Source organism: Corynebacterium zhongnanshanii, from assembly GCF_014490575.1.
Classification (GTDB): Bacteria; Actinomycetota; Actinomycetes; order Mycobacteriales; family Mycobacteriaceae; genus Corynebacterium; species Corynebacterium zhongnanshanii.
This window is the reverse complement of sequence record NZ_CP061033.1, coordinates 1,298,055-1,324,113: the sequence shown is the minus strand read 5'-3', so window position 1 is coordinate 1,324,113 and position 26,059 is coordinate 1,298,055. Positions and strand designations below refer to the sequence as shown.

Below are 26,059 nucleotides of genomic sequence, written 5' to 3'. Positions count from 1 at the left end.
ACTACATGTCTGAGATTTCCCGCGACGACGTTGCACACCTGGCCCGCTTGGCCCGCTTGACGCTCACAGAACAAGAATTGACGGAATACGCCACCCAAATTGACGGCATCGTGGAACATGTTGCCGCCATCGGGAAGGTAGACACCACCGGCGTGAAGCCGCTCAGTCACCCAACGCAAAACGTTGACGGTGACGTCTCCGTCATGCGAGACGACGTAGTGATCCCATCGCTGACCGCACAGCAGGCGCTGGACCAGGCTCCAGAGCAGGCAGAGCAGCGTTTCCAAGTTCCACAGATCCTGGGTGGGGAGTAAAAAGAAGATGAATTACGTAGTAGGCGAATACAACGAATCCGATTACACCACGTGGACCGCCGCAGACCTGGCGGAGAAAATCCACGCCGGTGACATCACCTCCGTAGAGGTCACGCAGGCACACCTGGACCGCATTGAATCCCTCAACCCGGACATCAACGCGTTCCTGCACGTGGGACCTGAGGCGGCGCTGGAGGCGGCGAAGAAGGTCGACGACGCCATCGCGGCCGGCGACAAGCCCGCCTCCGCTCTGGCTGGCGTTCCTCTTGCCCTGAAGGATGTCTTCACCACCACGGACGCGCCGACCACTTGCGCCTCCAAGATCCTGGACGGCTACATCAGCCCCTACGACGCCACGGTCACCAAGAACCTGCGCGACGCAGGCATCCCGATCCTCGGCAAGACCAACATGGACGAGTTTGCCATGGGCTCCTCCACCGAAAACTCCGCCTATGGCGTGACCCGCAACCCTTATGACACGGAGCGCACCCCCGGCGGATCGGGCGGTGGATCCTCCGCCGCGCTGGCCTCCGGCATGGCACCCCTGGCCATCGGAACGGACACGGGTGGTTCCATCCGCCAGCCGGCAGCACTGACGAACACCGTGGGTGTGAAGCCCACCTACGGAACCGTGTCCCGTTACGGCCTGGTTGCCTGCGCCTCCTCCCTGGATCAGGGTGGCCCGACCGCCCGCACCGTGCTGGACACCGCGCTGCTGCACGAGGTCATCGCCGGTCACGACGATCACGACTCCACCTCCTCCCGACGCCCCATCGCCCCCGTAGTTGAGGCAGCCCGCCAGGGAGCCTCCGGCGACCTCAGCGGAGTGAAGCTGGGCGTGGTGAAGCAGTTCGAGCGCCCCGAGGCCTTCCAGTCTGGCGTGCTGGATCTGTACCACGCGAACCTGGAGCAGCTGAAGCAACAGGGCGCAGAGCTGGTGGAGGTCGACTGCCCGAACTTCGATCACGCCCTGAATGCGTACTACCTGATCCTGCCGTGTGAGGTGTCCTCCAACCTCGCCCGCTTCGATGGCATGCGCTATGGCCAGCGCAAGGGCGACGACGGAACCCACTCCGCCGACGAAGTGATGTCCCTGACCCGCGCCGAAGGATTCGGCCCCGAGGTCAAGCGCCGCATCATGATCGGCACCTACGCCCTGTCCGTGGGCTACTATGACGCCTACTACCTGCAGGCACAGCGCGTGCGTAACCTGATCGCCCAGGACTTCCAGAAGGCCTACAGCCAGGTGGACGCCATCGTGGCGCCCGTGACCCCATCCACCGCCTTCAAGCTGGGGGAGAAGGTGGACGATCCGTTGGCGATGTACGCCTTCGACCTGTTCACTCTGCCGCTGAACCTGGCCGGCGTGTGTGGCATGTCCGTCCCCGGCGGCTTTGCGACAGACACGAACCTGCCCACCGGCCTGCAGATCATGGGACCTGCCCACGGCGACGACATTCTCTACCGCGTGGGTGGAGCCTTTGAGGCAGGTCGCGCCAGCTAATGCACACGGGCGATGGTTGGGCAGTAGCCGCGGACGGTTCCCGGATGTGGGGAACCCTCGGCGCCGCCGGCCTATGCCTGTTTTCCCCGGATAACCGCGTGCTCATGCAACACCGTTCCGTCCTCACCGTCCAAGGCGGAACGTGGGCGCTACCCGGGGGAGCGATCGAGGTCGGGGAGAGCGCCGTTGAGGGCGCCCTGCGGGAGAACCACGAGGAGACCGGCATTGATCCAGCGCTGATCACCGTGATGGGCTCCGTGGTCACCACGCGCCGGGAGGTTGCCTATGCTCTGGCCCGCCGTCCGGTCCTCCCGGAGGACGAGCCTCTCCTGGCCGAGGCCCACCCGTCCAATGCATGGCTGGAACGCAATCCCATCGTTCATCCCGAGCATGGATCCCACCTGATTTACGGCCTGGGCGAGCAGTACTGGTGGGAGTACCAAGACACGTCTGTCACCGAATGGTCCTACACCACTGTATTGGGGCGCGCGCCCTCCGAGCTGTCCGTGGCCACCACGTGGGAGTCCGACGAGCTGCGCTGGGTCCCCTGGAATAACGTGGAGGACCTGCCGCTGATGCCTGCGTTCGCCGCGAGCCTCCCACAGCTCCGCGCTGCGCTGCGCGAACTGGACCACAACACGAACGAAGCCCCGAACCGGGATGCGGACTAGGGCTACACAAAGGGTGTGATGATGACACAAGCCTGGCGTGCCCTCTCCGCCTTGTGCGTGGGCTTTTTCATGATCCTGCTGGATCAGTCCATCGTCTCCGTGGCCACGCCCGCGATCCAGGAGGAGCTTCAGGCCAGCTATTCCCAGGCAATGTGGGTCCACAGCGTCTACCTCCTGACGTTCGCCGTGCCCCTGCTGGTGATGGGCCGTTTGGGGGACAGGTGCGGCCCGCGCAGGGTCTACCTGTGTGGTCTTGTGCTCTTCACCGCATCCTCCGTGGTGTGTGGCCTGGCGCCCGGTATCGAGGTGCTGATCGCCGGCCGTGCCACCCAGGGGGTGGGCGGTGCCATGATGGCGCCGCAGACCATGGTGGTCATCAATCGTGTGTTCCCTCGGGACAAACGCGGTGCCGCCCTGGGCGTGTGGGGCGCGGTGGCCGGCTTGTCCAATCTTCTGGGTCCGCTGCTCGGAGGCGTGATTACCCAACTGGCGAGTTGGCAGTGGATCTTTTTGATCAATGTCCCCCTGGGACTTGTCACGCTGGCGCTGGTGCTGCGGTGGGTTCCGAACCTGGAGACCACCCAGTCCCGCATCGATGGCCCGTCCATCGTGTTGTCCATCGTGGGTATTTCCTGCGTGGTGTTTTCAATCCAGGAACGCGCCCATGTGTGGTTACTTGCGGCGGGGCTGGTGCTTGCTGTGATGTTTATCCGACGCCAAGCGCGCCTGTCCGAGACCGCCCTGTTGCCCGTGGGCCTGTTTCGTCGTCGGCATTTCTCCTTTGGCAATGTCTCCATCTTCGCGATGGGCTTCACGATCGCCGGCATGATGGTGCCCGTCATGATGTACCTGCAGGATGTGCAGCATGTGAGCCCCCTGGCTGCGGGGCTGATGGTCACGCCGATGTCCATCATCGCCGGGGTGCTGGCGCCGTATGTGGGGCGGCTGGTGGATCGCCAGGATCCGAGGCCCGTGTCCATGGCGGGTTTCCTCATGATGGCAGTGGGCGTGGCGATGCTGGTGTTCTGCCTGCGTCCGGAGGTGTCCGCATGGTGGGTTACCGGCGCGATGGTGGTGCTGGGCTTCGGTAACGCGTGCGTGTGGTCGCCTAATTCCACGCTGACGCTGCGCGATCTTCCCGGGGAAGTGGCTGGTGCCGGCTCGGGCATGTATAACTTCATGCGCCAGCTGGGCGCGGTTACGGGAACGGCCGTGCTGGCTGCGGTGCTGCAAGCTCGGGTTGATATGGGTAGCGCCGCCGCGTTTGCTGAGTCCTTGGTGCCGGCGCTGGTGATGTTGTGTGTGGGCTTGTGGGCTGCATCGCGGGCGAAGGAACAGTAGTATCGAGGGCATGCGTATTGCGACCTTGACCAGCGGTGGTGACTGCCCAGGGCTGAACGCCGTGATCCGGGGAATTGTCCGAACGGCAGCAACTCACGGCCACACGGTCGTAGGTTTTGAGGACGGCTGGGAAGGCCTACTGGAAGACCGCCGAGTCCAGCTCTACGACGACGAGCACATCGACCGCATTTTGCTACGCGGTGGCACGATCCTGGGCACCGGTCGCTTGCATCCCCGGGACTTCATGGCGGGAATTGACCGGGTGAAGGACAACCTCCGGGATGCAGAGATCGACGCGCTCATCCCCATCGGTGGTGAAGGCACGTTGAAGGGCGCGCGTTTTCTCCACGACAACGGCGTCCCCGTGGTGGGTGTGCCCAAGACCATCGATAACGACGTCAACGGCACCGATTATACCTTCGGTTTCGACACCGCGGTGGCCGTGGCCACGGACGCGATTGATCGCCTGCACACCACTGCCGAATCTCACGATCGCGTGATGATCGTGGAGGTCATGGGCCGCCACGCAGGATGGATTGCCCTCCACGCGGGCATGGCCGGTGGCGCGCACGACATTCTGATCCCCGAGTTTCCCTTTGACATTGATGACGTGGAAAAGCGGATGGCCAGGCGATTCCAGATGGGTGAAAAATACGGCATCATCGTTTTGGCCGAAGGCGCGCTGCCGAAAAAGGGATCGTTCCACACCAAAGATCGGGAAGTGGACGAATTCGGGCACGAAAAGTTCCAAGATATTTGCGGTGAATTGCGCAAAGAATTGGAAAACCGTCTGGATATTGATGTCCGCTCCACGGTTCTTGGTCACATCCAGCGCGGAGGAACCCCCACGGCCTTCGACCGGGTCCTCGCCACGCGCTTTGCCGTGAATGCCACCCAAGCCGCCATGAATGGCGACTTTGGAAAGGTGGTGGCCCTCAAGGGCGAAAACATTGAGCTCATCGATTTCGAAGCGGCCGTGGGGGAGCTCAAGGTTGTCCCAGAGAGTCGCTACCGCACTGCAACGTCTCTGTTCGGCTGAGTACCTGCTCGGCTGATCAGGACCCCCCTTAGCGCTAAGCTGCGCTCCCCTTAGAGGGGAACGTGCACAGCCGGAATAGTGGGATCCGAAATGTAGGGGCCGGCTGTGATGGAGAGAGGTTCGGCGTCGGGCTCAAAGGCAAACGTATCGCCATCCTTCAGCGCATCCACCAACAGTGCGTAATTGACCACATTGAGCATGGAATAAAACAGCTTCGTGGGATCCTGCGTGGAATCCACGGCCATAATCTCCGGGTGGCCCGCGCACACCATGCCCACCGTGTAGGCGGTAATGCCGCGCTCGCCCTGGGTGAGCCACACGCTGGTGCTAAACATCGCGGGATCATTATTGGTCACTGCCTCCACAAACACACGCGGAGAAATGGTCACGTCTCCCACCGTATTATGAATAGCCTCCACGCCCTCCAATGCGGCCAGCGCCGCCGTGGCCTGGGCATGAAGCATAATCTCGTGTAACCGAGGCTCACGGAATTGCTTGGCTTTTGCCGTCCATTCATTATCGGGAAGGATCGACAGCATAATCTGGGCGCTCACCTTCTCCAGGCCAGAGGGGTCCTCGGTCAGCACGGGGTGGAGCTCATACGTGGTCTGAGGATCCTGAGGCGGGGCATCCAGCACCATGGCGTGCACCAAATAGTGATCATCCAGTTCCACGGCCACGGCGTGTTCCGTGTTCTTCTTCTCGCCCAGACGGGGGCCAAATGTTGCCGCTAATACCTGCTCAATCTCGTCACGCGTAGGAACGCGGGACAGCAACAAGATATTCAGCAAAGGGTGCCGAATGAAAGACTGATCAATGAGGTGGGGAGTTTCGGTAGTCATGCCCTTCAGGGTACAAGGCGTACGCGGCATCGCGAGGGCACATCGGCAATTCACGACCTCACAGTTACACAGAGCCAGATACGTATTAAGATGGCACACATGACTGCGCCTGTGTACGACTACTCAGATGATGTACTGGATTTCGACGAGGTTCTCGAGCACTTCGACCCCGTCATGGGTATGGAAGTTCACGTGGAACTCGCCACGAAAACGAAGATGTTCTCCACGTCGTCCGCCGAATTCGGCGACGATCCTAACTCCAACGTTGATCCATGCTCCCTGGGACTGCCCGGTGCACTGCCCGTGGTGAACAAGCAGGGCGTGGAATGGGCCATCAAAATTGGCCTGGCGCTGAATTGCTCCATCGCCCCTTACTCCCGCTTCGCCCGGAAGAACTACTTCTACCCGGACCAGCCGAAGAACTACCAAATCTCTCAGTACGACGAGCCCATCGCCTACGACGGCTACCTGGACGTTGTGCTGGAGGACGGCACCGAGTGGCGCGTGGAGATCGAGCGTGCGCACATGGAGGAGGACACGGGCAAGCTCACCCACCTCGGTGGCGCGGACGGCCGTATCCATGGCGCCACCGCATCCCTGGTGGACTGCAACCGCGCAGGTGTGCCCCTCATCGAGATCGTGACCAAGCCCATCGAGGGTGCGGGGGAGCGCGCCCCTGAGGTCGCCCGGGCGTACGTCACCGCACTGCGCGAGCTCGTGAAGGCTCTGGGAGTGTCCGACGCACGCATGGACCAGGGCTCCATGCGTGTGGACTCCAACCTCTCCCTGATGAAGAAGGGAGCCACGGAGTACGGCACCCGCACGGAGACCAAGAACATCAACTCTCTGAAGTCCGTGGAACAGGCCGTGCGCTTTGAGATGCAGCGCCAGGCTGCGTGCATCCTCAACGACGTGGAGATTGTCCAGGAGACCCGCCACTACCAGGAGACGGACGGCACCACCTCCAAGGGGCGCCCGAAGGAGACCATGGCGGACTACCGCTACTTCAACGATCCCGACTTGCCACCCGTGCTGGCCCCCGAGGAGTGGGTGGAGGAGATTCGTTCCACCCTGCCGGAGATGCCATGGATCCGCCGCGCCCGCATCCAGGAAGAGTGGAAGCTCAAGGACGAGGAGATGCGCGACCTGGTGAACGCCGGCGCACTGGACCTGATCATCGAGACGGTGGAGGCAGGCGCGCAGCCATCGGAGGCTCGCTCCTGGTGGGTTGCCTACCTTGCCGGAAAGGCCAACCAGCAGGGCGTGGAGCTTGACGGACTGAACATTACCCCGGCTCAGGTGGCACGTGTCATCGAGCTCGTGGGCGAGGGCAAGCTGACCAACAAGCTGGCGCGCCAAGCCGTGGACGGCGTGCTAGAAGGCGAGGGCGACGTCGATGAGGTCGTCGCTTCCCGCGGCCTGGAGGTCGTGCGTGATGACGGAGCTATCGAGGCCGCCGTCGACGAGGCACTGGCCGCCAACCCAGACATCGTGGAGAAGTACAAGGCCGGAAACACCAAGGTCACCGGCGCGATCGTTGGCGCGGTGATGAAGGCCACCAAGGGTAAGGCCGACCCAGGCCAAGTGAACCAGCTGATTGCTAAGAAGCTGAGCTAGGTGAGTACGTGGCGATGGTTCGCTCCTGCGCATCCGCCACGCACCGCCCATCAACTCCACCTGGAGAGGTGGAACGCAGACCGCCGCGTGGGTTGGGACATGCTGACGTCCTACCCCGCGGCGGTTGTGGGCATTGTGGCGGGAACCGTGACGGACGCGGCGACAGGCGCGTTGACCTCCTTGATCGTGGGGCGCATCACCGACGGCGGGGCACTGCTCATTCCCTGCCTGCTGCTGGTGCTGTGCCTCTTCTGCGCATGGCTGGGCTCCATCACCGGCGACGCGTTGACGGACCTCTCCGAGGCGCGGGCCGTCCATGATCTGCGTCTGTTGCTCACCGGCCGCCTGATTCAGGCGGGCAGGCCGGTCCATTCGGGCACCGTACTCAACACTGTGGACGAGGATTCCAAGCAACTGGGGCAGTTGAAGCAGATCCTTAACTTTCCGCTGGTGATGCTGGGCTTTCTCTTCGCTTCGGCTGTCACGTTGTGGGCAGCCTCACCCTGGATATCGCTGCTTCTGGTGCTGGGCGGGGCAAGTACCGCGGTGACGAGCTATGTCACGTCCGCCCCCATTGCCCGGGTCGCCCGTCAGCGGCGCGTGGAGGAAAGCCGCGCCATTGCGCTGGCCACGGACGTGGCGCAAGGCTCCCGCGTGATCAAGGGACTGGGCGCCGTGGACATTACGCGCCGCCGTTTCGACGAGGTGACCGACCGCGCATTGCGCGCCATGCTGACCGACGCCACAGTGTCCTCCCTGGTGATGTTCCTTCGACAATTGGTGCCCACTGCCTTCACCATCGCCGTGATCGTCCTGGGCGGCTGGCTCGCTCACGCGGGCGCGATCACCTCCGGGCAGCTGCTGACGACGGTGCTGTTGGCACCGCCGTCGCTGATGGTGACGGGGCAGTCCCTGAATGTCATGGCTGACTTGTGGGGCAGGGGCATGGCGGCGTCCACGCGCGTTCGCGAGCTTCTGGAGGAGCTGGAGGCGCAGCCCGAGGACGTAACGGGCGAAGTCGCGCTACCCGAGGGACTCACAGTCTGGCATGCGGAGACGGAGGACAGCCTGGCGGAGGTCCATCGCCGGGTGGCTGCGCTCACGCGGGATGGGGCAGTGGCGGCTCCCCATACGGTGTCCGTGTTTGAAGGCACGCTGCGGGATAACATCTGGGCCGCGGACGAAGAAGACCAGCTTGCCGCCCTGCATGTGGCCGAATGCGGAGACATCCTTGCTCGTCTCGGCGGGCTCGAGGGGCTCATTGGGGAGGCCGGCCTGACCCTCTCCGGCGGCCAGCGCCAGCGCGTGGCTTTGGCGCGCTTTCTGGCCGCCCGTCCCGCCGTGCTCATTCTGGACGAGCCGACCACCGGGCTGGACGCGGTCACCCTTGACCGCGTGGCCCACAACGTGAAGGCCATGCGCCAGGGTTATACCACCGTGGTCATTTCCACATCCCGTGCTTGGCAGTCCGTGGCGGATCAGGTGGTGCGGCTGTGAGTGATGCTCTGGCTCCCGCCTCCATGAGACAGTCCGCGGCGTTTCTGGGCACGCTGCCCAGCCGCCCGCGGGCACGCTGGATTTTTGCGAGTGTGCTGTCCTTCGGCACGGTGGTGCTGTGCATGCTGGCCAGTGCCAACCTGATGGGCTTTGCCGTCGACATTATTGATGGACGGTCGATCCCCCTCATCGGGGACAACTTCGCCCTGCTGCTCACCGTCATTGCCGCGGCCTTGCTGGTGGAAAACCTGGCGCGCTCGGTGAGTAACTATGTGCTGCTGTCCAAGGTCCGCGCGCTCAGCGTGGACCTGCGCCGCGCGGGCCTGGCGAGCGTGCTGCGGGCGCCCGCCCCGCAGGTCCTTGAGCTCGGCACCGGAAACGTCATCACCCGCCTGACCAAGGACATTGACCAGGCGGTGATGGTCGCCACCATCATCGGCCTGCGCCTGGTGGTGACGCTGCTGATCTTCCCCTTCACCGTGGTGTCCATGCTGTTCATCAGCCCGTGGTATCTCCTCCTGTTTATTGCGGGCGCGTTGATCGTCTGGCCTGCCTTGCGCCGGATTCTTGAGGTCTTGCCGCCGACTGCCAACGCTGTCTCCGCCGCGGAGGCCCACCGCAATAACTTGGTGCTGGATACCGTCCGCGGCCTTCCCACGCTGCAGGCTCTGCGCCGCGGCCCGTGGGCACTGCAGCGCATGGAGCGCGGTTCCTGGGATGCGGTCCAGGCTCACGTGCGCCGGATCCCGTTGTTCATCCGCCTGATGGCCGTGGGGCATGTGGTCTATGGGATCTTGCTGATCGGCACGATCGCTCTCAACGCGGTGCTGGTCCACCAGCAGCAGCTGAGCATCGGCGCGGCGACTGCAGCGACTGTCCTGGTGGTGCGCCTAGAGATCCACGTGTTCAACGTGCTGATGTTCGCAGGCCAGATCCAGGAATCCATGGTGGGTGTGGGCCGCGCGGTGGCGTTGGCGACGATGGCTCCGGAGGATCACGCCCACCACCCGGAGCCCGTCACCGCACCCGCCGTGGAGCTGCGCGATGTCACTTTCGCCTATCCCACGGGCGCCCCGGTGGTGGAGTCGCTAAACCTGGCCCTGCACCCGGGCACCACCACGGCGTTGGTGGGCACGTCCGGGGCGGGCAAGTCCACCGTCGCCTCTCTCATCGCGGGGCTGCTGCAACCGACGCGCGGCACGATTGTTGTGGGTGGCCATTATATTTCCGATATATCCGACGCCTGGCTCTCGCACACCGTGTCCCTCGTCTCCCAGGAGGTGCACCTGTTTTCCGGAACGCTGCGCGAGGATCTGCTGATGGCGGGGGAACGCTCGGACCAAGAGCTTCTGGATGCCCTGGCCATCACGGGCCTTCGGCCTGGCACGGCGGGGTGGCGCAGGGCCTTCCCCGAAGGATTGGATACACTCATCGGGGCGGGGGCGGAGCCTGTGGCGCCTGAGGTTGCCCAGCAGATTTCCCTGGCGCGGGTGATCTTGAGGGATCCGCCCGTGCTCATCATGGACGAAGCCACGGCGGAGGCCGGCTCCGATCACGCACGGTCGCTGGAGCAGGCCGCGGCGGTTATCGCGAAGGGGCGCACCAGCGTGGTGGTGGCCCATCGCCTGGACCAAGCGATGCTGGCCGACCGAGTGCTGGTGATGGAGCAGGGGCGCATTGTGGAAGACGGCACGCACCAGGAACTGGTGGACCGCGGCGGAAAGTACGCTGAGCTGTTCCACCGCTGGGAGGGGCAGCAGTAAGCCACCGGCTTGGCCCAGACCTCAGAGTGCATTCAGCGCGAGGTTGAGTGCCACGGCAAGAATGACACAGCCGATCGCACAGTTGATCCACGTCCACACCCGTGGGCGGGACAGCGGCTTCGACAGCGCCGCCGCGCCAAACCCCAGTACAGGGAACCAAAGCAGAGTGCCGGCCATGCTCCCCAGTCCCAGCGACAGCTGCTCTCCGGGGAAATGAGTTGAGAGGCTTCCTAGCATCACTAGGGTGTCCACGTACATCGCGGGATTGAGCCAGGTCAACGCGAGGGCGGTGGTGACGGCGCGCCGAGTGGGCGATGGCTGGGCGTCGGGATTGATAGGATCACGCACAACGTCGGTGGGGGACAGCGACGAGGAAGAAAAGGCCTCCCGGAAGCTCGTCCAGGCGAACCACACCAGATACGCTATGCCACCCCACATCAGGATCGGAACGAGTGCGGGGTAACGCGTGAACAGTGCACCCATGCCGGCGAGCGAGGCGATAATCATGACGAGGTCAGACAGAATGCAGACCATCAGCACAGGAATCAGAGCTTCGCGTTTGATGCCTTGCTTGATGACCAGGGCATTTTGTGGGCCGATGGCCACGATGAGTGAGATCCACAGGGCAAACGCTTGCGCGGCCACAGAAAAGCTCACTGGATTTCCTCCTCGATGATGCTCGAGCTGGTTGTTAGTTGGTGAGGGCCATCAGGGCAAGGATGGCCAGCGACGAGACAAGGATAATACCTGTGACGGCGCCCCGAGCAGGCACCGAGAGGCGACGGGCTAGCAGCGCGCCACACACGGCACCGAGGGTGTTGAAGAGGACATCATCGATGTCCGAGTAGCCCAGGGCGAAGATGTACTGCAGGGTTTCGATGGACAGGCTAATTGCAAGGCCGATCAGTGCCACGACGCGGAGGGAACTGCGGCGATGGAGATTCATCAGCAGGAAGCCGAGGGGGAGAAAGAGCAGGATATTCCCGAAGGTGTTGGTCAGTGGCGCGTACCAGACGGTGGGACGGAACCAGTCGTTGAAGAGGATGAAGTCCAGGGAACGCTGGTTGTGCGCCTCCGTGGACCACAGTCCTGCCAGGGAGACCAGGCTCTTGCCGAGGGTGAGGATAAACACCACAACCGACACCACACCGAGTGTGATGCCGGTTGCCTGGCGGGTTGCGAGGGCTCGGGTCATACCTCACATCATAGGGGTTAGCACACTAATTCATAAGTGCTAGCGCGCAAGAGCATAGGGTGCTAGCGCACCTCGCGCACGGCGCCCTTGTCCGCGGACGTCGCCATCGAGGCGTACGCGCGCAGCGCCTTGGTGACGGTGCGCTGACGGGTGGTGGGGGTCCATGGCTTGTCGGAGGCTTCCATCTCCTCGCGACGGCGCGCAATCTCCTCGTCGGAGATCTGCAGCTCCAGGCGGCGCTCGTGCACGTCGATGAGGATCGGGTCGCCATCACGAACCAGTCCGATGAGGCCACCGTGGGCAGCCTCAGGGGAGATGTGGCCCACCGAGATTCCGGAGGAACCACCAGAGAAGCGGCCGTCGGTGATCAGCGCACACTTCTTGCCCAGGCCGGAGCCCTTAAGGAAGGCAGTGGGGTGCAGCATCTCCTGCATGCCAGGTCCGCCGGACGGTCCCTCGTAGCGCACCACGATCACATCTCCTGGCTGGACCACCTTGTCCAGGATCACGCGCACGGCGTCCTCCTGGGACTCCACTACCAGGGCCTTGCCCTCGAAGTGCCAGACGTCAGGGTCGATACCGGCGGACTTGATGACGGCGCCGTTTTCGGCCAGGTTGCCGCGCAGGATGACCAGTCCGCCATCGGCGGTGTAGGCGTGCTCGGCATCGCGGATCACACCATTGGTGCTGTCCGTATCGAGTTCAGACCAGCGGTTGGAGGTACTGAACGGCTCCGTGGTGCGCACGCCACCTGGTGCGGCGTGGAACAGCTCGATGGCCTCCTCGGAGGCCGTGCCGCTGCGGATGTCCCAGGTGCCCAACCACTCATCCAGGGAGGACGCGTGGACGGAGTGCACACCTTCGTTGAGCTTTCCAGCGCGCTTCAGCTCACCCAGGATCGCGGGGATTCCGCCACCGCGGTGCACGTCCTCCATGTGGTAGTCCGAGTTCGGGGAGACCTTGGACAGGCAGGGGACGGTCTTGGACAGGCGGTCGATGTCGTACAGGTTGAAGTCCACCTGTCCCTCCTGAGCCGCAGCCAGGATGTGCAGCACCGTGTTCGTGGAACCACCCATGGCCATGTCCAAAGCCATCGCGTTCTCAAAGGCCTCGCGGGTGGCGATGTTGCGGGGCAGGACAGACTCGTCGCCATCGCCGTAGTAGCGCGTGCACAGGTCCATAATGGTGTGGCCGGCCTTGGTGAACAGCGCCCGACGTGCCTCGTGCGTGGCCAGCGTGGAGCCGTTACCCGGCAGGGACAGACCCAGGGCTTCGGTCAGGCAGTTCATGGAGTTCGCGGTGAACATACCGGAGCACGAACCACAGGTGGGGCAGGCCGCGGATTCCACCGTCAGCAGAGACTGAGCGTTGACCGCATCCGAGGCGGACGCGGAAATGGCCGTGATCAAGTCCGTGGGCGCCTGAGCCACGCCATCAACAACCACAGCCTTGCCGGCTTCCATCGGTCCACCCGAGACGAACACCACGGGGATGTTGAGTCGCATCGCGGCGTTGAGCATGCCGGGGGTGATCTTGTCACAGTTGGAGATACACACCAGGGCGTCCGCGGCATGGCCATTGACCATGTACTCCACGGCGTCGGAAATCACCTCGCGGGACGGCAGCGAGTACAGCATGCCCGCATGACCCATGGCAATGCCATCGTCCACGGCAATGGTGTTGAACTCGCGGGGAACACCACCGGCTTCACGCACAGCGTCAGCAACGATCTCTCCCACGTCCTTCAAGTGAACGTGGCCAGGAACGAACTGGGTGTAGGAGTTGGCGATCGCGATGATGGGCTTATTGAAGTCATCATCGGTCATACCGGTGGCGCGCCACAGGGCACGGGCACCGGCTGCGTTACGGCCTTGGGTGGTGACTGAGGACCTCAGAGAGATGGCGTTCATTTATTCTTCTTCTTTGGATGTCTTGTGTGCGGATTTCTTGTTGTGTTGCTCAGCGTATTCAGCGCGTCGCTGAGCCTCATATTCTGCATAGTCGTCTTTATCCATCAAGACTGCATAGCCGTCTTTGTGGACAACCTGCACTTTGTCATGGGCGGCCTCGCGACCGGCGGTCACCGGGTCAGGAATTCTACCCTGGCTGGCCTTATTGAGCTCCACGAGGGAATTGAAGGTGACACCGGGGAGCCAAAACTTCGTCTCATCTGTGCGCACCGCATATCCACGTCCGTTTTTCGCAATGAGTACGCCGGAGAAGTCATCCCAGCTCACGGACTCATTGGACTTCAACAGGTAGCGCGTGGACAAGCCCTTGTCCGTCACGATGGTGCGCACGCGCAGAACCCAGACGATAAACAGTAACGGCAGAATCGGAACCCAGAAGAACCACTTGATGTTATAGCCAGTGAACATCAGGCAGATCAAAAACATAATGGCCGCGCCCAGAAGGTGTTCCCTGCTCGGGCGAATCACGGTGGTTGGGTGTGAGCTCATGGGTTCCATTTAATCAGTTGTTTAGGGATTGGTTGCAATTGGCTCTGATTGGCTATCGCCGTTGCCAGTCTGGCCAGCAGACGAGTCCTGTCCACCAGTGCCATTGGAGTTATTGCCTGACTGGGACTGTCCCGTAGAACCAGCGCCCCCGGAATTATTGGAGGTGGGTTCCCGCTCAGAATTATCGGAGCCGGAGTTCGGGCGCCCGTTGCTCTCCGTCGGCGTGCCGCGCTCCACCGTGCCGGTCTGCGCGTTCGGATCCTGTGTGGAGGTGGAACCCGCGGTGTTCTCCGCAGTGGCCTCCGCCGGTGCGGTCTCCGTGGCGCTGGGGGTTATCTCCTCACTGGACGCCGCGGTACTGGTCCTCCACCGATCAGGATTGAGCAGTCCGGCATCCGCACCTTCTGGATTGGCGGAAAACAGCGCCAACGTTCCCAGAATTAACAGAGTAATCAGCAAGACCGTGGTCGAGGCGCGCATGCGGCCACCCACACTCAAGGTGTCCTGGACAACATCCTCCGCGCTCGGACGTGCAGGGGACTGCTGGCTGGTGTCCCTGTCCCACTCGTCCGAGAACGCAGGCCTTCCTGGGCCATCGTCAGACGTGGCGCGAGCCACCTCCTCAAGTCCCTCCGTGGTGTCCGAGTGTGCCTCGGTGGTGGAGGCCTCGGCGTCGGCAGAAGGGGAGGAGGACGGCGTGGAGTCCTCAGCGGAGGCAGTATCGGTAGCAGCATCGGCGGCATCGACGGGCAGCGCGTGGGAGGACTCGGCGAGGGTGAGCCCGGTGACGTCGGGCGTGTGCTCGTAACGGTCCCAGAAGGTGTTCAGTAACGCGGCACGGATGACGCGCTCAACGGCCCACTGCCGGGCAGGATTGACCTCCACGTTGATGCGGGTGGTCACGGTCCACGGCTGGCCCGCGGTGGCCGGAGGGTTGATGGACATGGCGGGCCAGATATCGAGTTCGCCGGTGACATCGCGGCGGATGGAGGTATCCTCCAGGGCCTTCATCGTGGCGGTTTTCAGGGCTTCGTTGAGGTCCTTCATCGTCTCACCGGGGCGCAGGGGGATCTGCATGTCCACCACCGCGCGGGACCACTCCTGCGAGAAGTTGGTGATCACGCCGGCGGAGCCGTTGGGAATGGTGACGACCTCGCCGGTGGAGGTGCGGATTTTGGTGGCGCGCAGCGTCAGGGCCACCACGGTGCCCGAGACAGAGTCCGAGGTTCCGTCGAAGGAGACGAAGTCACCCACGCCGAACTGGCGCTCTGAGATGATGAAGAATCCGGAAAGGAAGTCGCCGATGACGGACTGGGCACCGAAACCGACGGCCGCGGAGACCACGGTGGCGGGGATGGCCGCGCCCATGGGAGGCACGCCCACGTTGGTCAAGGCCAACATGATGATGGCGAAGTATGCCACAGCCTGCAGGACGTACACCAGGGCACCCATCAACGCCAGGGAGGCCTTGGTGGATTCTTCACCCTCATCGAGTTTGCGGGACAGGATGCGGTTCAACAGCCTGCCGGCGCGCGGGATGAGGATGGCTAAGACCAACAGTGCGGCTAAGGGGATGCCGTGGTCGATCAAGAGACCCCATATTTTGAACAGGAAGAACTTGAAATCCATGCTTGCCACACTAGCGCGTACGTCCTACACAGCGTGGCGTGCTAAAGTGCCCCATGTTTCATTCTGTGGGAAATACATAACCATCATTTGGGAAAACTATGGTGAATGGGGGTATAGTTGTTTGCGACCCCGCCAGCGGCCATATAAGCTGGCTCACGTTTTGTCCGTACTAACAGGAGCGAATTACCCGTGACTGACGCATCACGCTCGCAACCAAGCCCAGCAACTGTGGCGAAGAACAACAGGTCAGGCAGCCCTGAGCGTATCAATGGCGCCCAGGCTATTGTCCGTTCCCTCGAGGAGCTGGGAACCGACGTTGTCTTCGGCCTTCCCGGCGGCGCCGTACTGCCCCTCTATGAGGCGCTGTACTCCTCCGAGAAGCTCAATCACATCCTGGTCCGTCACGAGCAGGGTGCCGGACACGCTGCGACGGGCTACGCCCAGGTCACGGGCCGCGTGGGTGTGTGCATCGCCACGTCGGGCCCCGGTGCGACCAACCTCGTGACCCCCATCGCGGACGCCAACATGGACTCCGTTCCGCTGGTTGCCATCACCGGTCAGGTCGGTCGGCAGCTGTTGGGTACGGATGCGTTCCAGGAAGCCGACATTCGCGGCGTGACCATGCCCATCACGAAGCACAACTTCATGGTGACCCGCCCCGAGGACATCCCGGGCGCGATCGCCGAGGCATTCCACGTGGCCTCGACCGGACGCCCCGGCGCCGTCCTGGTGGACATCCCGAAGGACATTCAGAACGCTGAACTGGACTTCGTGTGGCCACCCGTCTACGACCTGCCGGGATACCGTCCGGTCACCACGCCACACTCTCGCCAGATCGAAGAGGCTGCCAAGCTCATCAGCGCCGCGGAACGCCCGACGTTGTACATCGGTGGCGGAGTGATTAAATCCGACGCCACCGACGAGCTCATCCGCTTCGCCGAGGCCAACGACATCCCGGTCGTCACCACCCTCATGGCGCTGGGCGCATTCCCGTACAGCCACGAGCTCAACATGGGAATGCCGGGAATGCACGGAACCGTGCCGGCTGTGGCTGCGATGCAGAAGTCCGACCTGCTCATCACCATTGGCGCCCGATTCGACGACCGCGTGACCGGCCAGCTGGAGAGCTTCGCTCCTGACGCGCAGGTCATCCATGCCGACATTGACCCTGCGGAGATCGGCAAGATCCGTGAGGCACAGGTGCCGATCGTGGGCGACGCCCGCGAGGTGCTCACCGCGCTGCACGAGGCGATGGAGGACCTGGACCTGCCGAAGCCTGAGACCGCCGAGTGGTTGCGCTACCTGAACAAGTTGAAGACCGACTTCCCACGCGGCTACGAGGAAAACCCGAACGGCAAGCTGGCACCACAGTTCGTCATCAACACGCTGTCCAAGGTTGCAGGACCTGACGCTATCTACGTGGCCGGCGTGGGACAGCACCAGATGTGGGCTGCACAGTTCGTGGACTACGAAAAGCCTCGTACCTGGCTGAACTCCGGTGGTCTGGGCACGATGGGTTACTCGGTTCCTGCGGCCATGGGTGCGCAGGCCGGCGACCCCGACGCCACCGTGTGGGCCATCGATGGCGATGGTTGCTTCCAGATGACCAACCAGGAACTGGTGACCTGTGCCGTGGAAAATCTGCCGATCAAGGTTGCCCTGATCAACAACGGAAACCTGGGCATGGTTCGCCAGTGGCAGACCCTGTTCTTCGATGGTCACTACTCCAACACCAACCTGAAGCCGAAGGAAGAGTACCTGCCGGACTTCCTGATGCTGGCTGAGTCCATGGGATGTGCTGCGTTCCGTGTGACGAAGGAAGAAGAGGTCGAACCAACGATCCGCAAGGCCATGGAGATCAATGACCGTCCCGTGGTGATCGACTTCATCGTGGGTGAGGACGCCCAGGTGTGGCCGATGGTTCCCGCCGGTACGTCCAACCAGGCTATCCAGTACGCTCGCGATCTTCGCCCGCTGTTCGACGACGAAGAGTCCGCCGCTGAAGATCCCGCAGAAATCCACGAAGTAGTTGAAGAAGGTGAGCAGAACTAATGGCAACCATCCACACTCTGTCTGTTCTGTGTGAAGACGTCGACGGCATCATGTCCCGCATCACGGGCATGTTCACCCGCCGCGCATACAACATCATTTCCATCAGTTCTGGTCGCACCGAAATCGACGGCATCAACCGCATCACGATCCGCGCGGAGGCCGAAGAGCACGTGATGGAGCAGATCACGAAGCAGCTCAACAAGCTGATTCCGGTCATCAAGGTGTCCCGCCACGATCCTGAGGCGATTGTGGCCCGTGCGTTGATGCTGGTGAAGGTGTCTGCGGACAACTCCACCCGCGCTCAGGTGGTGGAGTCCGCCAAACTGTTCCGCGCGCACGTGGTGGATGTGGGGCCGGATTCTGTCATCATCGAATGCACCGGAACGTCCACGAAACTGCAGGCGCTCCTGGATGTGCTGGAGCCGTTTGGTATTCGTGAATTGGTGGAGTCCTCCATGACCGCGATGAGCCGTGGCCCGAAGGCGATGTACCCCTCCAAGCTGTAGCCGTGGATGCGGCCGGTGAGGCCGCACCACAGTTCCACTATGTGGAATAAATATCCCAATTGATGAAACGATCTGATAGAGTAAGCAACCAGATCGACGAAAGGAAGTAACCACAATGGCAATCGATGTTTTCTACGACAAGGATGCTGACCTGTCCCTGATTCAGGGTAAGAAGGTTGCAGTGATCGGCTACGGCTCCCAGGGTCACGCACACTCCCAGAACCTGCGCGATTCCGGCGTTGAGGTTGTTATTGGTCTGCGCGAGGGTTCCAAGTCCGCAGCGAAGGCTCAGGAGGCCGGCTTCGAGGTCAAGAACACCGCTGACGCCGCTGAGTGGGCAGACGTCATCATGCTGCTGGCTCCAGATACCTCCCAGGCTCAGATCTGGAACAACGACATCGCTCCGAACCTCAAGGACGGCGACGCAGTCTTCTTCGGACACGGCCTGAACATCCACTTCAAGCTGATCGAGCCAGCTGAGAACATCACCATCGGCATGGTAGCTCCAAAGGGTCCAGGCCACCTGGTGCGCCGTCAGTTCGTCGACGGCAAGGGTGTTCCTTGCCTGATCGCCGTGGACCAGGACCCACAGGGCAACGGCCGCGACCTGGCTCTGTCCTACGCATCCGCCATCGGTGGTGGCCGCGCAGGCATCATCCCTACCACCTTCGAGGCTGAGACCGTCACCGACCTGTTCGGTGAGCAGGCTGTGCTCTGTGGTGGTACCGAGGAACTGGTCAAGACCGGTTTCGAGGTTCTGGTTGAGGCTGGCTACGAGCCAGAGATGGCCTACTTCGAGTGCCTGCACGAGCTGAAGCTGATCGTGGACCTGATGTTCGAGGGCGGCATCGAGAACATGAACTACTCCGTGTCCGACACCGCAGAGTTCGGTGGCTACCTGTCCGGCCCACGCGTGATCGACGCCGGTGCTAAGGAGCGTATGAAGGACATCCTGACCGACATCCAGGACGGCACCTTCACCAAGCGCCTGGTGGCCAACGTCGAGGGTGGAAACAAGGAGCTGGAAGGCCTGCGCGCATCCTACAACGATCACCAGATCGAGCAGACCGGTAAGAAGCTGCGCGACCTGATGAGCTGGGTCAAGGTTGACGCTCGCGCAGAGACCGCCTAAGTCCTTCGCACACACTACGGCAGTAGTGGCGCCTACTCACGGTCATTGATGGATCACTCCGAGCAGAGTCCCACGAAGAGTCTCAGTCAGGACGTTCCAGCCTCTATCCGCCAACGCAACACAGCGTGGGCAGAGCAAGGGCTGGAACGCTCTACCTGGGAGTTTTCTTCCCCTCAGGAGCCGATCGCAACCATCGATGGCCGTGAGTTTTTGCTATTCTCCTCCAGTAATTACCTGGGCCTGTCCGCCCATCCCCAGGTGAAAGCCGCGGCACACAACGCCATCGATCAGAGGGGAACCGGATCCGGTGGCTCACGCCTGACCACAGGAACGCTGGACATTCACCACGCCGTGGAGCGCTCCCTAGCCGAATGGCTGGGCTATGAATCAGCCGTGTACTTCGCCACCGGCTACCAAGCAAACGTGGGGCTCCTGACAGCGCTCGCGGATTCCACCGCCACCATCTTTTCCGACGAACGCAACCACGCCAGCATCATCGACGGGTGCAGGTTGTCTCGGGCGCGCACTGTCATTTACCCGCACTGTGGCGTCGGAGAATTAGATGAGGCACTAGCGACGCATCGAGTACGCACACAGTCCTCGAGTGACCACCCTGCGGGGCCCATGTTCGTGGTGACGGACGGATTATTTTCCATGGATGGGACGGTTGCACCCACCGCTGAGCTCGTGGAGGTTGCGCACCGCCACGGGGCATGGCTGATTGTCGACGAGGCGCACAGCCTGGGAACCTTAGGCCCCACGGGGCGGGGACTCGGCGAGGAGACCGGTGCCCGCCCCGATATCGTGGTCGGCACCGCTAGCAAAGCCCTGGGTAGTGAGGGTGGGTTCGTGTGTTGCGATACGCAGACCGCACGGCTGCTGCGGAATCAATCCCGCCCCTATGTGTACTCCACCTCGAACGCGGCCGGGGTGATGGCTGCAACGGGGGCGGCCCTGGAGCAACTGCAGAACACGCCTGCGCTGGTGGAGCGCTTGCAGGACAACGTGGAGTATCTGACGCAGCGGGCCTCGGAGTATCTGCATCCGGGGCCTCATCCGCACAGCCCCATCATTCCGCTTCATGTGGGAGATGAGGCGCACGCGATGGAGATCTCGCACGGCTTGCGGGAACGCGGAATCCACGTGCCAGCGATCCGTTATCCCACGGTGGCACGCGGATCCGCGATGTTGAGGGTGACCGTCATGGCCACCCATACTCGGGAGCAGATCGACACATTAGTGGATACGCTCCACGATGTGTGGACTCGCTAGTAGCGAATCACACGGCGGCCGTCGATGCCGCCCTTGAGCAGGCCATCGAAAACATCGTTGATGTCATTCAGCTGCACTTCCTTGACGGTCGGCTTGATCTTGCCGCGTGCATAGAAGTCCAATGCCTCCTCCAGGTCCTGACGGGTTCCCACCAGGGATCCGCGGATGGTCAGGCCCTTGAAGACAATGTCGAAGATCGGTGCCGGGAACTCTCCTGGAGGCAGGCCGTTGAACACGATGGTTCCGCCCTTGCGTGCCATGCCGATCGCCTGGCCGAAGGCTTGCGGGTGCACGGCCGTCACCAGGATGCCGTGGGCACCGCCATTGGTGTAGTCGGCCACTGTCTCGGCAGGGTCCTGCTCCTTGGCGTTGACCGTGAACTCGGCGCCGTGCTTCTTCGCCAGCTCCAGCTTGTCGTCCGCCACGTCCACGGCGATGACGCGCATGCCCATCGCCACGGCGTACTGGACGGCAATGTGGCCCAGGCCGCCGATGCCGGAGATGACCATGAACTGGCCCGGCCGGGTCTCAGCGACCTTGAGGCCCTTGTAGACCGTCACGCCGGCGCACAGGATTGGTGCGACTTCGATGGGGTCGGAGCCTTCGGGGATGCGTGCGCAGTAGCGCGTGTCCACCAGCATGTATTCGCCGAAGGAGCCGTCGACGGTGTATCCGCCGTACTCGGCGTTGTCGCACAGGGTCTCCCATCCGGTGCGGCACTTTTCGCAGGTGCCGCAGGCGGACCAGAGCCAGACGTTTCCGACCATGTCGCCGATGTTGACGGTGTGCTCGCCAGGACCGAGCTTGACGACCTCGCCGACGCCTTCGTGGCCAGGCACGAATGGGGGAGTGGCCTTGACGGGCCAGTCACCTTCGGCGGCGTGGACGTCGGTGTGGCAGATTCCGGAAGCGACGTTGCGCACCAGTGCCTGGTTTGGGCCTGGTTCGGGGAGGTCCACTCCGCGGACGTTGAGGGTGGGGCCGAATTCTTCGACCACTGCGGCAGAGAATTGTTCAGTCATGGTGGCATCCTTTCGTGGAAAAGCATGAGCGGTTGATTTCCATTCCAAAATTAGGAAGGTGTGGCTATGCTTTCTACTCCGGTTACCCCTGACTGGAGGGGGATGAGATGCGCGCGGGGATGTTTATCCAGGTGGCGGGCACGGCAGAATAAAAGGTGCGATTGAACGATTACCCCCGTGATACTGGCTAATTGTTAATGATTTTCGAGTAATGATTCTATTTTTAACCAATTTCCTGACAGAAACTGTTCTTGAGGGAGTGCGCCTGCCCCGGCCGGAAGTGCGCCCAGCCACGGTGCCGCGGCCCCGGAAGAGAAGTGCTGCAGGGTGATGCGCGTCGCCAGGTTCTTCTCGCCGCTGAGATCCTGAGGCACGCTGCCGCCAATGAGCCCCGCGCACTGCACACCCCGGCTGCTCAACGCCTCCAGGGTGAGCGCCGCCGCGTTGAGACTGCCCAATCCTGTCGTGGTCACCACGATGATGGGGATGGAGAGTGCCGACGCCAAGTCTGCCATCGTCCAGGCGTCTCCCTCATCATCCAGCCCGATGTTGACCAGCAGCCCGCCGGCGCCTTCGATGAGCACCCAGCCATCCTCGCCGGCCGCTGCGTGAATCTCCTCAATTCTCACGAGTGCATGGGACAGCCGCAGAGGAGGGCGGCCACTGACCACTGCCGCATCCAGTGGCGCCAAGGGATCGGGGTAGCGTGCCAGCTCGTGGACGTGACGGGCCCCGGTGAGAGCGGCAATAGTGGCCGCATCGCCAGTGGCATTCCTCTCGGACACCGGCTCACCCGTCTGGGCAAGCTTGACGATGTGCACGCCGTCCAGCCCATCGCTGTGAGCGCGCGCAATGTGGCTGGCCAAGGCGGCGGTGGCCACCGTCTTGCCCACATCCGTACCAGTTCCGGTGATGGCAACAATCATGAGAGTCCTTCCCCGGGTGTGTGAGCAGCCACGACTGCCTGCATCGCCCGGGTGATCGTGGCGATGTGCTCGCTGGTGCTGATGAATGGCGGCATGGTGTAGAGCAGCCTGCCGAACGGACGCAGCCACACGCCGTGCTCCACCACGGTGCGGGTGGCAAGCGCCATATCCAGAGGCTTGCGCATCTCCACCACGCCGATGGCCCCGAGGCAGCGCACGTCGGCGACAGCCGGGTGATCGGCGAGTCCCTCCAGGCCATCACGAAGCTCCTGCTCAATCCTGGGCACGGACTCTTTCCAGTAGCCGCTGTCGATCAAGTCGAGTGCGGCACACGCCACCGCGCACGCCAGAGGGTTGCCCATGAACGTCGGCCCGTGCATCAACGCCCCGCCACCAGTGGGGCTGTCAATCGCGCGGGCAATCCACTCGGCCGCCAGGGTGGCAGCGAAGCTCATGAACCCGCCGGTGAGGGCCTTGCCGAGGCACAGAATATCTGGCGCTACACCTGCGTGATCGCAGGCCAGGACGCGTCCGGTCCGCCCGAATCCCGTGGCGATCTCGTCGAAGATCAGAACGGTGGACGTCTCCGTGCACAGCTCGCGTAGGTGGCGCAGTAGCTCGGCGTCGTGGAAGGTCATGCCACCAGCGCCCTGAACGATGGGTTCCACGATCACGCCGGCGATGTCGCTATCCGGGCGGACAAGTTCCGCGCGCACGGTCTCCATGTAGGACTGCAGGTGTGCGCTGCTGCTCCCGCGCGGCGGCGGGGCATCCACGAACACTTGAGGACGTAGCACGGACCCCCACAGGGAGTGCATGCCGTTGTCAGGATCGCAGACGGCCATGGGGCCTTGGGTGTCCCCGTGGTAGCCGCCGCGCCAGGTGAGGAAGCGGGTCTTATCCGGGCGCCCCAGGCCTCGTTGGGCCTGAAGGGCCATCTTCAGGGCTACTTCGATAGCCACGGAGCCAGAATCAGAGAAGAACACGCTGTCCATGCTGGGGCACAGTGAGATGAGCCTCTCGCCGAGCTCCACGGCGGGCGCGTGGGTGAGTCCGCCGAACATGACGTGGCTCATCGTGTCTATTTGCCGATGCGCGGCGGCCGTGATGTGAGGGTGGCCGTGTCCGTGTGCTGCGGCCCACCATGAGCTCATGCCGTCGATGACGCGCTGCCCACTGCCGAGGGTGAGGTGCACGCCGTCGGTGGAGTCCACCACCAGGTTGTCGGTGGGGGATGTGCGGGGCGCGTAGGGGTGCCACAGGAACTGCCGGTCGCCGTGGCGGATAGCAGCCTGGGTGGCGCGAGCCGTGCGCCCTGATGTGTTGGACTCAGCGTGGGACGAGGCAGCATGGAATGAGCCAGAATTGAACATAGTTCAACTCTAGTGTGTCGGCCCGTCACCTGGGCGTGGTTTAGTTAACCTCCACAACCTTATCCGGGTCACCGAGGCGCTCCCCGAGCCCCACCAGAACCGCAAAGACAATGCCGAGCGCCAGTGCGAGGGACACCCATGCCCACCGGCCGCGTGGGCCAAAAATCTTATCCGACGCCGCTGCAATCACTCCGCCCAGCGCCGCGCCGAACGTGTTCATGATGAGGTCGTCGATGTCCGTGAAACCGAGGGAGAAGATGTATTGGGCGGCCTCGATGGCAGCACTGGTGCACATCCCGATGAGGGTGGTGAGCACGATCGTGCGCGCCACGCCGCGTGAGGAGGCGTGCCCCTGAGAAGACGCGTGGCCGCGAAGCAGGAAGTAGAGCAGCATGCCGAAAGGCACGAAGAAGGCGATGTTGCCAACGTATCCGAACAGGGGAGCAAACCAGCTATCGCCTCGGCTGAACTCGCCGAACAGCTGCAGGGATATGCCCTGCTGCCGTTGGTTGTCCGGATTCCAGAGATAGCCGATCTGATAGAAGGCTTTAAACATGGTGAGCGCAAGGACAACCGCGGTGTAGGCCGCGAGCGCGAGGAGAGTGAGCCAGCGGGGTGGGGTGGAGGTACGTGTGGTCATGATGAGGGTGAACTGTTCGGGTTGTTTTTGGATAATTAACATCCACCCTAGCAGTGAGCCCTCACACCTCTCATTTATTGGTAGGAGTTTTCATGACCGTGTACAGTCTCTCCCATGAAAAACATTTCCAATAAAACACCCGTGACAATCCTCTCCGGATTTCTCGGATCCGGCAAAACCACGGTCCTCAACGACATCCTCGCCAATCGAGAAGGCCGCCGCATCGCCGTCATCGTCAACGATTTTTCCGAAATTAATATCGACGCCGCCCTCATCGCCGGAGAAGGTCACCTTACTCGCGGGGAAGACCGCTTCGTGGAACTCACCAACGGGTGCATCTGCTGCACCCTCCGCGAAGACCTGGTGGAATCCGTGGGCGAGCTCGCCAAGTCTGGCGACTACGACCACATCGTCATCGAATCCACGGGCATCTCCGAACCCATGCCCGTGGCCGCCACCTTCGAATGGCAGTGGGAGGACGGTACCCGGCTCGCCGACGTCGCCCCCATCGACACCATGGTCACCCTCGTGGACGCCAACCAATTCCTCACCCAGATCGGCCACAAACAAAAACTCGTGGACGAAGACCTCGGAGCCACCCCCGACGACGAGCGCACCATCGCCGACCTCCTCGTCGACCAAGTGGAATTCGCCGACAAAATCTACATCACCAAAGCAGACCTCATCCCCGAGGCCCGCTACCACGCCACCTACCAGATCCTGCGCCGCATGAACCCCCGCGCCACCATCGAGAAGATGGAACACGGGCGAGTTGTCAGAAACGATGGGGGACGGCACACGGTGGCGTCGGATATCTTAGGTGCGCACCTGTACGACGAAGATACGGCGCGCGCCTACCAGGGGTACATGGACGAATTGACCAACCCCCACACGCCGGAAACGGAGGAATACGGCATCAGCTCCGTGGTCTTCACTGGCGACCGGCCCTTTGATCGGGAGAGACTCATCGAGGCGCTACGCTCCACCAGCGGACTGGTGCGCTCCAAGGGGTACTGCTGGATCGCAGACAGTATCGACAAGGTCCAGGTATGGCACCAAGCGGGTCCTGACCTGCGTATTCAAGCAGCAGGATTCTGGCAACAGGTGGACCTAAAGCCCGGAAACGAAGTGGTTCTCATCGGCGTGAACTTCGATGCAGACCAAGCGGTTCGAAAATTCCGGGAGGCCATGCTGACGGATGAGGAGGTACGCGCTATTCTGTAGGGGTCGCACGTCACATTTGGCAGGCGTGGTCCACCTGTATC

At 62.6% G+C, this 26,059-nt stretch carries 23 protein-coding genes; 13 read left to right on the top strand and 10 right to left on the bottom strand.

Translation table 11 applies throughout. The features are described 5' to 3' along the window. The first annotated feature begins 5 nt into the window (after positions 1-5). Genes gatC through IAU67_RS05905 form a run of 5 tightly spaced genes read left to right on the top strand, consistent with a single transcriptional unit; the run spans position 6 to position 4,869 of the window. On the top strand, positions 6-314 hold the full coding sequence (gatC, locus tag IAU67_RS05925; RefSeq protein WP_151841784.1) for an Asp-tRNA(Asn)/Glu-tRNA(Gln) amidotransferase subunit GatC: 309 nt from the start codon (positions 6-8) through the stop codon (positions 312-314). Between the two features lie 7 nt (positions 315-321). Continuing rightward, positions 322-1,818, top strand: coding sequence for an Asp-tRNA(Asn)/Glu-tRNA(Gln) amidotransferase subunit GatA (gene gatA, locus IAU67_RS05920; RefSeq protein ID WP_151841783.1), 1,497 nt, complete (start codon positions 322-324; stop codon positions 1,816-1,818). Continuing rightward, positions 1,818-2,489 carry an NUDIX domain-containing protein gene (locus IAU67_RS05915; protein ID WP_151841782.1) on the top strand — a complete coding sequence of 224 codons (672 nt, stop codon included), beginning with the start codon at positions 1,818-1,820 and terminating at the stop codon, positions 2,487-2,489. The genes gatA and IAU67_RS05915 overlap by 1 nt, the downstream gene beginning before the upstream one ends. Positions 2,490-2,507: 18 nt before the next feature. Then, the gene (locus IAU67_RS05910) at positions 2,508-3,830 is read left to right on the top strand and encodes an MFS transporter (protein ID WP_151841781.1); all 1,323 of its coding nucleotides are present in this window, start codon (positions 2,508-2,510) and stop codon (positions 3,828-3,830) included. 10 nt (positions 3,831-3,840) lie between these two features. Continuing rightward, positions 3,841-4,869, top strand: a complete 1,029-nt coding sequence (locus tag IAU67_RS05905) for an ATP-dependent 6-phosphofructokinase (protein ID WP_151841780.1) — start codon at positions 3,841-3,843, stop codon at positions 4,867-4,869. Positions 4,870-4,919: 50 nt separating this feature from the next. Here IAU67_RS05905 and IAU67_RS05900 read toward each other — a convergent pair whose 3' ends face one another. Next, entirely contained in the window at positions 4,920-5,711 is a 792-nt protein-coding gene (locus tag IAU67_RS05900) for a DUF4261 domain-containing protein (RefSeq protein WP_187767868.1), read from the bottom strand. Positions 5,712-5,810: 99 nt separating this feature from the next. Between IAU67_RS05900 and gatB the strand changes: the two genes are divergently transcribed. The 3 genes from gatB to IAU67_RS05885 are packed head-to-tail and all read left to right on the top strand — an operon-like array spanning position 5,811 to position 10,588. Beyond that, a complete protein-coding gene (gatB, locus tag IAU67_RS05895) occupies positions 5,811-7,328 on the top strand; it encodes an Asp-tRNA(Asn)/Glu-tRNA(Gln) amidotransferase subunit GatB (RefSeq protein WP_187767867.1) in 1,518 nt (505 codons plus the stop codon). Further along, positions 7,329-8,825: an ABC transporter transmembrane domain-containing protein gene (locus IAU67_RS05890; protein WP_151841777.1), complete on the top strand. Its 1,497-nt coding sequence runs from the start codon at positions 7,329-7,331 to the stop codon at positions 8,823-8,825. Positions 8,826-8,848: 23 nt separating this feature from the next. Then, positions 8,849-10,588, top strand: coding sequence for an ABC transporter ATP-binding protein (locus IAU67_RS05885; RefSeq protein ID WP_151842403.1), 1,740 nt, complete (start codon positions 8,849-8,851; stop codon positions 10,586-10,588). Positions 10,589-10,609: 21 nt separating this feature from the next. Here IAU67_RS05885 and IAU67_RS05880 read toward each other — a convergent pair whose 3' ends face one another. From IAU67_RS05880 to IAU67_RS05860, 5 genes are all read right to left on the bottom strand, one after another. Next, positions 10,610-11,245: a LysE/ArgO family amino acid transporter gene (locus tag IAU67_RS05880; protein ID WP_151841776.1), complete on the bottom strand. Its 636-nt coding sequence runs from the start codon at positions 11,243-11,245 to the stop codon at positions 10,610-10,612. Positions 11,246-11,279: 34 nt separating this feature from the next. After that, complete coding sequence (locus IAU67_RS05875; protein ID WP_151841775.1) at positions 11,280-11,783, bottom strand: VanZ family protein; 504 nt, start codon at positions 11,781-11,783, stop codon at positions 11,280-11,282. Positions 11,784-11,845: 62 nt separating this feature from the next. Next, a complete protein-coding gene (ilvD, locus tag IAU67_RS05870; RefSeq protein WP_151841774.1) occupies positions 11,846-13,693 on the bottom strand; it encodes a dihydroxy-acid dehydratase in 1,848 nt (615 codons plus the stop codon). Further along, entirely contained in the window at positions 13,694-14,242 is a 549-nt protein-coding gene (locus IAU67_RS05865; protein WP_225723456.1) for a PH domain-containing protein, read from the bottom strand. It abuts the gene before it with no gap. 21 nt (positions 14,243-14,263) lie between these two features. Beyond that, a complete protein-coding gene (locus IAU67_RS05860; protein WP_151841772.1) occupies positions 14,264-15,871 on the bottom strand; it encodes a mechanosensitive ion channel family protein in 1,608 nt (535 codons plus the stop codon). 189 nt (positions 15,872-16,060) lie between these two features. Here IAU67_RS05860 and IAU67_RS05855 point away from each other — a divergent pair, with 189 nt between their 5' ends. From IAU67_RS05855 to IAU67_RS05840, 4 genes are all read left to right on the top strand, one after another. Then, complete coding sequence (locus tag IAU67_RS05855) at positions 16,061-17,923, top strand: acetolactate synthase large subunit (protein ID WP_151841771.1); 1,863 nt, start codon at positions 16,061-16,063, stop codon at positions 17,921-17,923. Then, entirely contained in the window at positions 17,923-18,429 is a 507-nt protein-coding gene (gene ilvN, locus IAU67_RS05850) for an acetolactate synthase small subunit (protein WP_151841770.1), read from the top strand. The genes IAU67_RS05855 and ilvN overlap by 1 nt, the downstream gene beginning before the upstream one ends. Before the next feature lie 115 nt (positions 18,430-18,544). Beyond that, positions 18,545-19,561, top strand: coding sequence for a ketol-acid reductoisomerase (ilvC, locus tag IAU67_RS05845; protein ID WP_151841769.1), 1,017 nt, complete (start codon positions 18,545-18,547; stop codon positions 19,559-19,561). A gap of 48 nt (positions 19,562-19,609) precedes the next feature. Beyond that, positions 19,610-20,833 carry an aminotransferase class I/II-fold pyridoxal phosphate-dependent enzyme gene (locus IAU67_RS05840; protein ID WP_151841768.1) on the top strand — a complete coding sequence of 408 codons (1,224 nt, stop codon included), beginning with the start codon at positions 19,610-19,612 and terminating at the stop codon, positions 20,831-20,833. On the opposite strand, the gene IAU67_RS05835 is transcribed toward IAU67_RS05840, so the two are convergent. From IAU67_RS05835 to IAU67_RS05820, 4 genes are all read right to left on the bottom strand, one after another. Further along, positions 20,830-21,855, bottom strand: a complete 1,026-nt coding sequence (locus tag IAU67_RS05835; protein ID WP_151841767.1) for a zinc-dependent alcohol dehydrogenase — start codon at positions 21,853-21,855, stop codon at positions 20,830-20,832. The genes IAU67_RS05840 and IAU67_RS05835 overlap by 4 nt on opposite strands. Positions 21,856-22,049: 194 nt before the next feature. Continuing rightward, positions 22,050-22,781 (bottom strand): ATP-dependent dethiobiotin synthetase BioD, encoded by a 732-nt coding sequence (gene bioD, locus IAU67_RS05830; RefSeq protein WP_151841766.1) that lies wholly within the window; start codon positions 22,779-22,781, stop codon positions 22,050-22,052. Beyond that, entirely contained in the window at positions 22,778-24,154 is a 1,377-nt protein-coding gene (gene bioA / locus IAU67_RS05825; RefSeq protein WP_151841765.1) for an adenosylmethionine--8-amino-7-oxononanoate transaminase, read from the bottom strand. Before bioA ends, bioD begins: the two co-directional genes overlap by 4 nt. Before the next feature lie 40 nt (positions 24,155-24,194). Beyond that, complete coding sequence (locus IAU67_RS05820; RefSeq protein ID WP_151841764.1) at positions 24,195-24,794, bottom strand: VanZ family protein; 600 nt, start codon at positions 24,792-24,794, stop codon at positions 24,195-24,197. A 114-nt stretch (positions 24,795-24,908) separates the two neighbouring features. Here IAU67_RS05820 and IAU67_RS05815 point away from each other — a divergent pair, with 114 nt between their 5' ends. Then, positions 24,909-26,018 carry a GTP-binding protein gene (locus tag IAU67_RS05815; protein WP_151841763.1) on the top strand — a complete coding sequence of 370 codons (1,110 nt, stop codon included), beginning with the start codon at positions 24,909-24,911 and terminating at the stop codon, positions 26,016-26,018. Positions 26,019-26,059 lie beyond the last annotated feature (41 nt).